Consider the following 12,579-nt stretch of genomic DNA (forward strand, 5'->3'; position numbering starts at 1 on the left):
CTCGTTGCGCGGCCCTCCCCTTGATCAAGAGGGGAGGGCCAAAGTTTTTTCCGGCCCAAAACGTGGGGAACGGGGCTCGTTTCGCGCCCGTATCCCTTGCACCGGCCGCCCATCCGCGCCACCTTGCGGTCCCCCCGTGGGTTTGATCAAATCCGGTATTGATCCGGCTTTTCGGGTTTCCAACGCCGCGGTGCTGCCCTGAACGGCCGCCCGGCTTTTCCATCTGAGGGATCTGGCGGGTATTGCAATGAAGGTCACCGTCGAGCGCGCGCAACTCCTGAAATCGCTGGGTCACGTTCACCGCGTGGTCGAGCGCCGCAACACCATCCCGATCCTCGGCAACGTGTTGATCCGCGCCGAGGGCGCCAAACTGTCGCTGAAGGCAACCGACCTCGACCTCGAGGTGACGGAGACCTTGGCCGCCGAGACCGGAACCGCCGGCTCGACCACGGTGCCCGCGCACATGTTCTACGACATCGTCCGCAAGCTGCCCGACGGCTCGCAGATCGTGCTGGAGGCCGACGGCGACCGCTCGGTGCTTGCCGTGCGTGCCGGCCGCTCGCGCTTCACGCTGCAGACCTTGCCCGAGAGCGATTTCCCCGGCCTTGCCGCCGGCGACATGACGCATTCGTTCTCTCTGCCGGCGTCCGACCTCAAGCGCCTGATCGACCGCACGCAGTTTGCGATCTCGACCGAAGAGACCCGCTATTACCTCAACGGCATCTATCTGCACGCGGCCGGCACCGCCAAGGCGGCGACCCTGCGCGGCGTTGCAACCGACGGCCACCGTCTGGCCCAGATCGACCTCGCGCTGCCCAAGGGCGCGACCGGCATGCCCGGCGTCATCGTCCCGCGCAAGACGGTTGGCGAGGTGCAGCGGCTGATCGAGGGCGACGACGCCGAGATTTCGATCGAATTGTCGGACGGCAAGATCCGCTTCACCCTCGGCAACGTGGTGCTGACCTCGAAGCTGATCGACGGCACCTTCCCCGACTATGGCCGCGTCATTCCGCAGAACAACGACAAGGAACTGGTCGTCGACAAGAAGGATTTCGAGGCCGCCGTCGATCGCGTCTCGACCATTTCCAGTGAACGCGGCCGCGCGGTGAAGCTGGCTCTGTCCGCCGGTAAGCTGGTGCTCTCGGTCACCAACCCGGATTCCGGCAGCGCCACCGAGGAAATCGAGGTCGAGTACGCCTCCGACGCGCTCGATATCGGCTTCAACTCGCGCTATCTGCTCGACATCGCCGCCCAGATCGAGGGCGAAGTCGCGGTGCTGAAGCTCGCCGATCCCGGCTCACCGACGCTGGTGCAGGACCGCGACAGCAAGGGCGCGCTCTACGTGCTGATGCCGATGCGGGTGTGATTTCATCCTCTGGTCATGGCCGGGCTTGACCCGGCCATCCATCAAACAAAATGACTTATTGGGTGTACATCCTCGCCAGCAAGCCCGGTGGAACCCTTTACGTCGGCGTGACCAACAATCTAGTCCGGCGCGTCTACGAGCATCGCGAGGGGTTGGCGGAGAGCTTTACGAAACGATGCGGCATCAAGACCATGGTCTACTTTGAGGCGCACGAGACTATCGTCGCAGCGCTTCAGCGCGAGAAAAACATCAAGCACTGGTCGCGCGAGTGGAAAATTGATCTGATCGTCGCCGGCAATCCCGATTGGCGAGATTTATATGATGAGATTGTCCGCTGACGCGGACGATGGATTGCCGGGTCAAGCCCGGCAATGACAAGGAAACATGACCCCGTCCCGCATTCATCGCCTGTCGCTGACGCATTTCCGCAATTACCGGACAGCGACGCTGTCGGTGCGGGGCGACATGGTGGTGCTGGTCGGGCCGAACGGCGCCGGCAAGACCAATTGCATGGAGGCGGTCTCGTTCCTGTCGCCGGGCCGCGGCCTGCGCCGCGCGACGCTGGAAGACATCGCCGACAATCAGGGCGACGGCTCCTGGGCGGTCTCGGCGGAAGTCGAGGGCGCGCTGGGCCTCGCGACACTCGGCACCGGCATCGACGCACCGACCGGCGAGGCAAGCAGCGCAAGGCGCTGCCGCATCGATCGCGAACCGGTGGGTTCCGCGACCGCATTCGGTGACCATCTGCGCATCGTGTGGCTGACGCCCGCGATGGACGGTCTGTTCATGGGCGCCGCATCCGAACGGCGCCGCTTCTTCGACCGCCTGGTACTGGCAATCGATTCCGAGCATTCCAGCCGCGTTTCGGCACTGGAGCGCTCGCTGCGCTCGCGCAACCGTCTGCTCGAGGTGCGCAACTTTGACGACCATTGGTGTGATGCGATCGAACGCGAGACCGCGGAGCTTGCGGTCGCAGTCGCCGCGTCGCGCGGCCAGACCGCCGCCAAGCTCGCCGCGATGCTGCGCCAGCGCGGCGCGGCTTCGGCCTTCCCGTCCGCCGAGCTCATGCTCGACGGCTGGATGGAGAACGCGCTGCTGCGGGAGCCCGCGACCGCAGTGGAAGACCGCTACCGCGAGATCCTGCGCGCCAGCCGTCCGCGCGACGCCGCCGCGGGGCGCACGCTGGACGGCCCGCATCTGACCGATCTGCAGGTGGTCTATGCGCCGAAGAACATGCCGGCGCGCGACGCCTCGACCGGCGAGCAGAAGGCGCTCTTGATCGGGCTGTTGCTGGCGCACGCCACGATGGTCGCGGAGATGACCGGCATCGTGCCGCTGCTGCTGCTCGACGAGGTCGTCGCACATCTCGACCCAAACCGGCGCAAGGCGCTGTTCGACGAACTCGCCAAGCTCGGCGCACAGGTCTGGATGACCGGCGCCGATCCCACAGCCTTCGCCGACATCGGCCCGGCCGGCGAGCTTTTCGACGTCGAATCCGGCCGCGCCACACGGCGCGGCTGAGGAAGCGGAATCGGCGCCGGAACGGCTTCGAATCTGCCCCGAATCGGGCTTTTCAGAGCCTCCGGAATCGGCCTTTGAAAGGCTTGAAACAGGCCTAAAAAATCCTATTTATTCAATAGTTTGCAGACAGAGACTTTGCGCTAGGCGCAACTCCTCTTTCGTGGCACAAATAAGTGGATCAGCGCCTCATATTGCGCAGCTGATTCGGGACATCCTCGAAGGCCTCACATGACTGAACCTGCCCGGCAGACCCCTGCCGAATCTGAGCATCCCGTTCCAGCCGAATATGGTGCGGAATCGATTCGGGTGCTGAAGGGCCTCGACGCCGTCCGCAAGCGGCCCGGCATGTATATCGGCGATACCGATGACGGTTCCGGCCTGCATCACATGGTCTACGAGGTCGTCGACAACGCGATCGACGAGGCGCTGGCGGGCCATGCGAGCCGCGTCCTGGTCACCCTCAACGCCGACAATTCCGTCACTGTGTACGACGACGGCCGCGGCATTCCGGTCGGCATCCACAAGGGCGAAGGCGTCTCGGCGGCCGAGGTCATCATGACCCAGCTGCACGCCGGCGGAAAGTTCGATCAGAACTCCTACAAGGTCTCCGGCGGTCTGCACGGCGTCGGCGTCTCCGTCGTCAACGCGCTGTCCAGCAAGCTCGGGCTGCGCATCTGGCGCGACGACAAGGAACACTACATCGAATTCGCGCACGGCGATGCCGTGGCGCCGCTCAAGGTCGTCGGCGACGCCCCGGGCAAACGCGGCACCGAGGTCACCTTCCTCGCCTCGCCCGAAACCTTCAAGAACATCGAATACGATTTCGCGACGCTTGAGCACCGGCTGCGCGAGCTCGCCTTCCTCAATTCCGGCGTCCACATCGTGCTCTCCGACATGCGCCACGCGGTCGAGAAACGCGAGGAGATGCACTATTCCGGCGGCGTCGAGGAATTCGTCAAATATCTCGACCGCAACAAGAAGGCGATCGTGCCAGCGCCGATCATGGTGCGCTCGGAAGCCAACGGCATCGGCGTCGAAGCCGCGCTGTGGTGGAACGACAGCTACCACGAGAACGTGCTGTGCTTCACCAACAACATCCCGCAGCGCGACGGCGGCACCCATCTGGCCGGCTTCCGCGGCGCGCTGACACGCCAGGTCAACGGCTATGCCGACGCCAATGCGAAAAAGGAAAAGATCGCGCTGACCGGCGACGATTGCCGCGAAGGCCTCACCGCGGTGCTGTCGGTGAAGGTGCCCGATCCGAAATTCTCGTCGCAGACCAAGGACAAGCTGGTGTCCTCGGAGGTTCGGCCGGTGGTCGAGAACGTCCTGAACGAGGCGCTCGCGGCCTGGTTCGAGGAGAATCCGAAGGAAGCCAAGGAAATCGTCGGCAAGGTGATCCAGGCGGCCGCAGCCCGCGAAGCTGCGCGCAAGGCCCGCGAGCTGACGCGCAAAAGTCCGCTCAGCGTCTCCTCGCTGCCCGGCAAGCTTGCCGACTGCCAGGAGAAGGATCCGGCCAAATCCGAACTGTTCATCGTCGAGGGCGACTCGGCAGGCGGCAGCGCCAAGCAGGGCCGCAACCGCGAGTTCCAGGCGGTGCTGCCGTTGCGCGGCAAGATCCTCAATGTCGAGCGCGTGCGCCCCGACAAGATGCTGTCGTCCGAGCAGATCGGCACACTCATCACCGCGCTCGGCGCCGGCATCAGCGACGATTTCTCGGTCGACAAGCTGCGCTATCACAAGATCATCGTGATGACCGACGCCGACGTCGACGGCGCCCATATCCGCACGCTGCTGCTGACCTTCTTCTATCGTCAGATGCGCTCGATCATCGACGGCGGCTATCTCTATATCGCCCAGCCGCCGCTCTATAAGGTCTCGCGCGGCAAGTCCGAGCAATATCTGAAGGACGAGCGCGCCTTGGAGGATTATCTGATCTCGACCGGGCTCGACGAATGTGTTTTCAAGCCGGCCTCCGGCGACGACCGCTCGGGCCGGGACTTGCTGTCGCTGGTTGAAGACGCCCGGGTCATCCGCTCTGTGCTGCGCAACCTGCACAGCCGCTATAATCGCGCGGTCATCGAGCAGGCCGCAATCGCGGGCGTGCTGAACCCCAGGATCACCGGCGAGATCGACACCGCGAACGCAGCGGCCGACTATATCGCCAAGCGGCTGGACGCCGTCGCTGACGAAGTCGAGCGCGGCTGGATTGGCTCTTTCACCGAAGGCCAGGGCTTCCAGTTCGAGCGCACCGTGCGCGGCGTCAAGGAAGTGGCTGTGATCGACGCCGCCTTTCTCGGCTCGGCGGACGCACGCAAGCTCGACGAATACGCGACCGAGCTGCAGGAGATCTATGTGCGGGCGGGCAAGCTCCGGCGCAAGGATGCTGAGCAGATCATTCATGGTCCGATCGATCTGTTCGAGGCCGTGACCGACGCCGCCCGCAAGGGCGTCTCGCTGCAGCGTTACAAAGGTCTCGGCGAGATGAACCCGGAGCAGCTGTGGGAGACCACACTCGACACCGAAGCGCGCTCGCTGCTCCAGGTGAAGATCAAGGAGGTCGACGAGGCCGACGATATCTTCACCAAACTGATGGGCGACGTGGTCGAACCGCGCCGCGACTTCATCCAGGAAAACTCGCTCAGCGCCACCATCGACACTTAAGCCAGGCATCTGCTCTCGGTCGGGCGGATACGCGCGTGCCGTCGCGATGGCTCGGTGAGAATGACGTGTCCGTAACAGCGCGATCGGCGCCGTCGCGCGGTTACCTTTCGTGTGGAAGCTGCGCCGCGAATTGTGTTACGGTGCCGGACAGCCATTGATTCCGTTACGGAATTTCTTGTGGCCAAGTTCGAATCCGAGCCTGAATGCTGCGTTAGGGGACATTTCGCGTGCCGCCGATCCAATACATCGTCGAAGGCGGCCGCCGCCTTTCGGGCACCATCGAGCCGTCGGGCAACAAGAACTCCGCGCTGCCGATCATCGCAGCGGCGCTGCTCACCGAGCATCCGGTCACGCTGACCAACGTGCCACGCATTCGCGACACCGAAACGCTGGTCGAGCTGTGCCGCTCGGTCGGCGCCAGCGCCGAATGGACCGAGCGCAACACGCTGCAGATTCATGCCAAGGAGATCCGCGCCGCCGATCTCGATCCGGCTCTGTGCGCGCGCATCCGCGCCTCTATCCTGCTCGCGGGTCCGCTGCTCGCCCGTTGCGGCGAGGTCGCGCTACCGCCTCCTGGCGGCGATGTGATCGGCCGCCGCCGGCTCGACACGCACTTTTTGGCCTTCGAGCAGCTCGGCGCCACGGTCACCGCGACGCACCGGCTTGAATTCCGCGCCACCCGCCTGAAGGGCGCCGACGTGTTCCTCGACGAGCCCAGCGTCACCGCGACGGAGAACGCGTTGGTCGCCGCCGTCGCCGCCCGCGGCACCACCTATCTGCGCAACGCCGCCTCCGAGCCGCATGTGCAGGACCTCGCCAATTTCCTGGTCGCGCTCGGCGCCAAGATCGAAGGCATCGGCACCAACACCATCGTCGTGCACGGGCCGGCAGCGCTCGGCAGCACGACCTACGCGATCCAACCCGACCATATCGAGGTCGGATCGCTGATCGGTCTTGCCGCGGTGACCCGTTCGCCGCTGCGCATCGCGCGCGCCGGCGTCGAGCACCTGCGCTCGATCCGGATGGGCTTTGAGCGACTCGGCATCGTCTGCGGCATCGAGGGCGACGACCTCGTCGTGCCGTCGAACCAGACCATGAAGATCCAGGACGATTTCGGCGGTCATGTGCCGAAGCTCGAGGACCAGCCCTGGCCGGCGTTCCCGGCCGACCTGATGTCGATCGCGATCGTCACTGCGACGCAGTGCGACGGCGTCATCCTGATGCACGAGAAGATGTTCGAATCTCGGATGTTCTTCGTCGACAACCTGATCGCGATGGGTGGCCGCATCGTGCTGTGCGATCCGCACCGTGCGATCGTGGCCGGTTCCAGCCGGCTGCGCGGCGCGCCGATGAACTCGCCCGACATCCGCGCCGGTATGGCGATGCTGCTGGCCGCGGTGTGCGCCGAGGGCACCTCCACCATCAACAATGCCGACCAGATCGAGCGCGGCTATGAGCGGATCGACGAGCGGCTCAACGCGCTCGGCGCCAAGATCAAGCGGATACCCGCGCGATCGTGATCCGGGCATGATCCGGAAGAGTGTGAAGCGGCCTCCCGGTCAGATCATGCTCAAACGACAGATTGGGACGCGATTATCTCTGCGTGAGATCGTCGCGTTTGGGCAGCTTGGCCATCCTTCCGGCCGGTTTGCCGTGCTAAGCGTACCGCCATGACCTGCATCGACAAGATCGACCCGGCCGCGCCGCGCGCGGCCGTCGGTGTCCCTCGCAAGCTGCTCACGGCCGAGCTCGCGGAAACGCTGAAGCTCGCGGTGCCGCTTGCGCTGACGCAGCTCGGGCAGATCGCGATGATGACGACCGATCTCGCCTTCATCGGCCGGCTCGGCAGCGAGAACGTCGCCGCGGCGGCGCTGGCGCATACCGTCTACTTCGTCAGCTTCACGATCGGCATGGGCATGATGTCCGCTGTCTCGCCATTGGCGGCGCAGGCGTTCGGCGCGCGCAACCCGCGCGTGATGCGGCGCGCACTCCGGGTCGGCTTGTGGGCCGGCTTCTTCATGGTGCTGCCGCTGATGGCGCTGCCGTTCCAAGGCGAGCGTATCCTGCTCGCGCTCGGCCAGACCCAGGCCACCGCGCATCTGGCGCAGCAATATCTGGTCGGGCTCGCCTGGGGCATCCTGCCGGCGCTGTGGTTCATTGCGATCCGCGGCTTCATGAGCGCGGTGAACCGGCCTGAGCCGGTGCTGTGGATCACGCTTGCGGCGATTCCGGCCAACGCGCTGATGGTGTATCTCTTGCTCTACGGCAAATGGGGCATGCCCGAGCTCGGCATGTTCGGCGCCGGGCTTGCGACCACGATCGTCAATCTCGGCACCTTCCTCGCCGGCGTGTGGTTCGCGGCGCGCCGCCGCCCGTTCCGCAAATACCATGTCTTCAGCCGCGTCTGGCGCATCGACTGGCCGCTGATGGGCAAGCTTGTCGCCGTCGGCGCGCCGATCTCGATCGCCTTCCTGCTGGAATACGGCCTGTTTGGCGCGGCCGGCCTGCTGATGGGCGTGATCAGCACCACGGCGCTGGCGGCGCACCAGATCGCGCTGCAGATCGCGGCGATCCTCTTCATGGTGCCGTTCGGCGTCAGCATGGCCGCTACGGTGCGGGTCGGCCAGGCCGTCGGCCGCCGGGACACCGACGCGGTGCGGCGCGCCGGCTTTGTCGCGGTCGCGCTCAGCGGGATCTTCATGAGCGTCATGACGCTCGCAGTGATCCTGGCGCGCTTCGAGATCGCGGCGCTGTTCCTCGGCGAGGCCTCTGACGCCACCGCGCAGCTCACCGCGGCGCTGCTCCTGATCGGCGCGACCTTCTTCATCGCCGACGGCGTCCAGACCACCACCGCCGGCGCGCTGCGCGGCATGAACGACACCCAGGTGCCGCTGCTGTTCGCGGTCATCAGCTATTGGCTGATCGGCTTCGCGTCGGCCTCCGCGCTCGCCTTCTGGGCCGGACTCAAGGCTCCCGGCGTCTGGATCGGACTGTCGCTCGGCACTGCGGTTTATGCGACCCTCCTTATCTTGCGTTTCCGCCTGCTTGCACGCAGACTGGCGGGATGAAGGTCGACGAGGTCACGCCGAACGTGGATTCCGCTGCGCTGCTCGCCGGCGCGCAGTTCATCGATGCGTTTCGGATTGCGACCACGCGCCCCGATCTCGATGCGCGACACGCCGCTGAGGCCATGGTGGAGCGACAACCGCGCTGGATCGAGTGGCTGGTCGCCCTGCGCAATCTCCTGGTCGCACCGCTCGGCCTGAAAACCTCGGGCGCGGCTGAGGGCGTGGCGCGCGACATGATCGGGATATTTCCGGTCGTCAGCGAAACACCGGAGCGGCTGGTCGCCGGCTTCAACGACAAGCATCTCGATTTCCGCCTCGTCGTCGACGTCGCGCCGGAAGGGCCCGCACGCAGCATCACCGCGACCACGCTGGTGCTCACCCACAACTGGCTCGGGCGGGCCTATCTCGCGCTGATCCTGCCGTTCCACCGCCTGATCGTGCCTGCGATGCTGCGCAAGGCCGGAGGCTAGTTCATGACCTTGTCGGTCGACCTGTTCTTCTCGTTCCGCAGTCCCTACAGCTATCTGGCGCTGCCGAAGACGCTGAAGATGGTCGACGACTACGACGTCGCGGTGAATCTGCGGCCGGTCTATCCGCTTGCCGTGCGCGTACCCGGCTTCTTCAAGAAGGCCGATCCGCGCTTCGCCCGCTATGTCGTGCTCGACTCCAGCCGTGTCGCCAAGCATGAGAACATTCCGTTCCGCTTTCCGCGTCCGGACCCGATCGTGCAGGACATGACGACGCTCGATGTCGCCGAACGTCAGCCCTACATCCATCGCCTGACCCGGCTCGGCGCCGCCGCGCAGCTTGAAGAACGCTCGCTTGCCTTCACCGCTGCCATCAGCCGCGTGCTGTGGGACGGCTCGGTGAAGGGCTGGAATGAGGGCGACCATCTGGCCCAAGCGGCTGATGCCGCCGGCTTCGATCTCGCCGCAATGGATGCGGCCATCGCGGCAGATCCCGATCGCTATGAAGCGGTCATCAAGGGCAACGAGGACGCGCACGCCACCTCCGGCCACTGGGGCGTGCCGACCTTCGTATTCGCCAACGAACCGTTCTTCGGTCAGGACCGTATCGACCTCCTGATCTGGCGGATGGAGAGCAAGGGCCTGACGCGCCGCAGGACATAGTCCGGGATCATGCCGCGCTCTTCTCCGGAGTGTCCGCGACGACCTTCTCCGAGACATCCTCGTTCGTGCACCAATTGCCGTGACAGCGCTTGAGGTCGTTGAGGTTCTGCCGCATCTGGTCGAGCGAGAAGCCGAGCGCGTAGAAGCGCTCGGCAGCATCGACCGGCAGGCCGCGGATCAGGCCATCCCTTCGCACCGCGGCGACCTCCTCGCTGTAGGCATGCAACGCCGCATCGACCGGCGCCATGTCGGCCGGGCCGCTGCCGGCGCGCAAGGCGGTCGCGACCGCCACCATGTAAGTCACGATCGCTTTGCTGACGTCGGCCAGCGGCCGCGCCAGTCTGGCCTGTATGTCGGCCGGCAGCGGCACGACGCAGGCGCGCCCAATCATCACGACGTCATGCCGCAGGCGCTGGATGGTCCGCAGCAACGGACCGGTATCCGGCCCGGATGACAAATGCATGGAGCGCTCGCGCTCGGCCTCGAGGCCGGTCGCGTGCAAATTGGCCACCGCGGTGCCGATGCCGTCCTGGATCCGGTGCAACGCGTCGTTGTCGAGACCGCGCGTCAGGCCGGCAAGCAATTCGGCGAACGCCGCCGAGAGCAGTTCCAAGAGATTTGATGCATTGACCCTGATCTGGCTGACCGCGCGCGACGGCAGCACCAGGAACGAGATCAGAAGTCCGGTGAGTGCGCCGACCGTGACCTCGAGGACGCGGTCGATCGCGGAGTCCAGCGGATTGGAGTGATGCATCGTCGGCAGCAACAGCACGATCACCGCCGTCACCGTCGCCGAGTTCAGGCTGGGATTGAGCGCCGCGACGAAGGCCAGCGGCACGATCGCCAGCACCAGCAGCGCCAGCAGGCTGCCCTCGCCGGAATGAGGGATCAGCACCGCGATCGCGCCGCCATAGATCGCGCCGCCGATGGTGCCGAGCATGTAGTCGCGGGTCGCCTTCAGCGAGCGGCCGACGCTCATCTGGGTCACGATCAGCGAGGTCAGCACCGCCCACAGCGGCAGCATAAGGTTTAACGCCACCGCGATGGTATAGGCCGCCACGCCGGCGGACGCGATCCGGACCGCCAATGCCAGCTGCGTCTTGCGGGTCCGAAGCTGGTCGAACATGCGTTTTACGAAGGTCCTCATGCGCCGTGATCCGCAATCAATGGAAGGGCCCGTGTTACATGACTTGAAGCCAAGCGACTTGAAGCTAAGCGAACTGGAGCATGGCTGCTGCCCGCGGCGGCAAGGTGGCTTGAAAGGCCAAACCCGCCCGCCTACCCTGCGCCGCAAAATTGAGGAAACACAATGGCCCACGAAACCGCAACGCTCGCCGCCTATGTCGCCGACCTGAAATATGCCGACATCCCGCTGCAGGTGCTGGAGCGCGCCAAGGTCTTGACGCTGGATTTCCTGGGCAGCGCCATCCGCGCCAGCCGCGATGCGGAATCGACGCCCTCGCTGATGAAGATGCTGGAGGCGCTGGCGCTGGACGGCAAGGGCGAGGCCACCGTGTTCGGCGACACCAAGACCTGGACGCCGGCAGTCGCGGCGCTGCTCAACGGCGCACTTGGCCATTCGCTCGATTTCGACGACACCCACGCCGATTCCTCGCTGCATCCGAGCGCCCCCGTGGTGCCCGCCGCGTTTGCGGTCGGCGAGATGGTCGGCGCCTCCGGCCGCGACGTGCTGACCGCGATCGTCGCCGGCTATGAGGTGTGCTGCCGGCTCGGCAACGCGCTCGACCCAACCTCGCATTACGCCCGCGGCTTCCACCCGACCGCGACCGCCGGCACCTATGGCGCCGCGGCGGCGGCGGCCAAGCTGTTCGCCCTGTCGAAGGCGCAGATCATCTCCGCCTTCGGCGTCTCCGGCAGCCAGGCCGCCGGCTCGCTGCAATTCCTGGTCAACGGCGCCTGGAACAAGCGCTACCAGGTCGGCGCCGCCGCGATGAACGGCGTGATCGCCGCGACCCTGGCGCGCAACGACTTCGTCGGCTCGAGTGAGGCGGTCGAGGGCAAGCACGGCCTTCTGGTCGGCTACAGCGACGACGCGCATCCGGACAAGGCGGTGGCGGGCTTGGGCCACACCTATGAGACCCTGAAGATCGGCGTGAAGCCGTATCCGAGTTGCCGCTATACCCATGCCGCGATCGACGCATTGATCGCGATGCGGCGCGAGCACAATCTGACGCCGGATCAGATCAGGAAGGTCGAGATCGGGCTGCACCGCAACGGCATCACGCTGACCGGCGACGCCGCCACCAAGCGCCACCCGACCTCGGTGGTCGGCGGTCAGTTCTCGATGTTCTTCACCGGCGCGATCGCGCTCGATCAGGGCCATTTCGGCTGGGACGACTACGACCGGCTCGGTGATGCGGCGATCGACGCGCTGGCCGACAAGTTCGACGTGGTGCAGGACGACCGTCTCGAGGTCGGCCGCACCCACCCGTTCGGCGCCCGCGTCTCGATCACCACCGATGACGGCACCCATGAGCGCCTCTACGCCGATCCCTCCGGCGAGCCGACCTCGTTCCCCGATGCGCAGGCGATGCAGCAGAAGTTTCTGACGCTGGCCCGCCCGGTGCTCGACAAGCGCGCCGACCAGCTCGCGGATGCGATCCTGACGCTGGAGCGGTTCGATCGCGTGGAGAAGGCGACGCAGCTGGGGCGGCAGTAGGGCAAGCCGTCGAGGTGGCGCACGTTGCGAGCTGCAGCTACTGCTGTCGTCCCGGCCTAAAGCGGATTCCGGTCATTTTGAAACATAGCCTGCGTGAGCGAAATAGTTGGCGCATTCGCTTGGGCTTAGTTGTGGGATGAACGAACGGAT

10 protein-coding genes are annotated in these 12,579 nt (G+C 65.6%); 9 read left to right on the forward strand and 1 reads right to left on the reverse strand.

Annotated elements, in window-relative coordinates; genetic code table 11:
• Positions 1-247 precede the first annotated feature (247 nt).
• From dnaN to ABIB78_RS35140, 8 genes are all read left to right on the forward strand, one after another.
• Positions 248-1,366: a DNA polymerase III subunit beta gene (gene dnaN / locus ABIB78_RS35105; protein WP_429033273.1), complete on the forward strand. Its 1,119-nt coding sequence runs from the start codon at positions 248-250 to the stop codon at positions 1,364-1,366.
• Between the two features lie 50 nt (positions 1,367-1,416).
• Entirely contained in the window at positions 1,417-1,704 is a 288-nt protein-coding gene (locus ABIB78_RS35110) for a GIY-YIG nuclease family protein (RefSeq protein ID WP_429033275.1), read from the forward strand.
• A 46-nt stretch (positions 1,705-1,750) separates the two neighbouring features.
• On the forward strand, positions 1,751-2,887 hold the full coding sequence (gene recF, locus ABIB78_RS35115) for a DNA replication/repair protein RecF (protein ID WP_429033278.1): 1,137 nt from the start codon (positions 1,751-1,753) through the stop codon (positions 2,885-2,887).
• Between the two features lie 228 nt (positions 2,888-3,115).
• Positions 3,116-5,551, forward strand: a complete 2,436-nt coding sequence (gene gyrB, locus ABIB78_RS35120; RefSeq protein ID WP_429033281.1) for a DNA topoisomerase (ATP-hydrolyzing) subunit B — start codon at positions 3,116-3,118, stop codon at positions 5,549-5,551.
• A 227-nt stretch (positions 5,552-5,778) separates the two neighbouring features.
• Positions 5,779-7,071: a UDP-N-acetylglucosamine 1-carboxyvinyltransferase gene (gene murA / locus ABIB78_RS35125; protein ID WP_429033284.1), complete on the forward strand. Its 1,293-nt coding sequence runs from the start codon at positions 5,779-5,781 to the stop codon at positions 7,069-7,071.
• Between the two features lie 150 nt (positions 7,072-7,221).
• Positions 7,222-8,619, forward strand: coding sequence for an MATE family efflux transporter (locus ABIB78_RS35130; RefSeq protein ID WP_429033286.1), 1,398 nt, complete (start codon positions 7,222-7,224; stop codon positions 8,617-8,619).
• Positions 8,616-9,089 (forward strand): DUF2867 domain-containing protein, encoded by a 474-nt coding sequence (locus ABIB78_RS35135; protein WP_429033289.1) that lies wholly within the window; start codon positions 8,616-8,618, stop codon positions 9,087-9,089. Before ABIB78_RS35130 ends, ABIB78_RS35135 begins: the two co-directional genes overlap by 4 nt.
• A 3-nt stretch (positions 9,090-9,092) precedes the next feature.
• On the forward strand, positions 9,093-9,749 hold the full coding sequence (locus tag ABIB78_RS35140) for a 2-hydroxychromene-2-carboxylate isomerase (protein ID WP_429033291.1): 657 nt from the start codon (positions 9,093-9,095) through the stop codon (positions 9,747-9,749).
• Positions 9,750-9,756: 7 nt separating this feature from the next.
• On the opposite strand, the gene ABIB78_RS35145 is transcribed toward ABIB78_RS35140, so the two are convergent.
• Positions 9,757-10,896, reverse strand: coding sequence for an FUSC family protein (locus ABIB78_RS35145; protein WP_429033294.1), 1,140 nt, complete (start codon positions 10,894-10,896; stop codon positions 9,757-9,759).
• Positions 10,897-11,058: 162 nt separating this feature from the next.
• On the opposite strand from ABIB78_RS35145, the gene ABIB78_RS35150 reads away from it, so the two are divergent.
• Entirely contained in the window at positions 11,059-12,429 is a 1,371-nt protein-coding gene (locus tag ABIB78_RS35150; RefSeq protein WP_429033296.1) for an MmgE/PrpD family protein, read from the forward strand.
• Positions 12,430-12,579 lie beyond the last annotated feature (150 nt).

The organism is Bradyrhizobium sp. I1.14.4 (assembly GCF_050435825.1).
GTDB lineage: Bacteria > Pseudomonadota > Alphaproteobacteria > Rhizobiales > Xanthobacteraceae > Bradyrhizobium.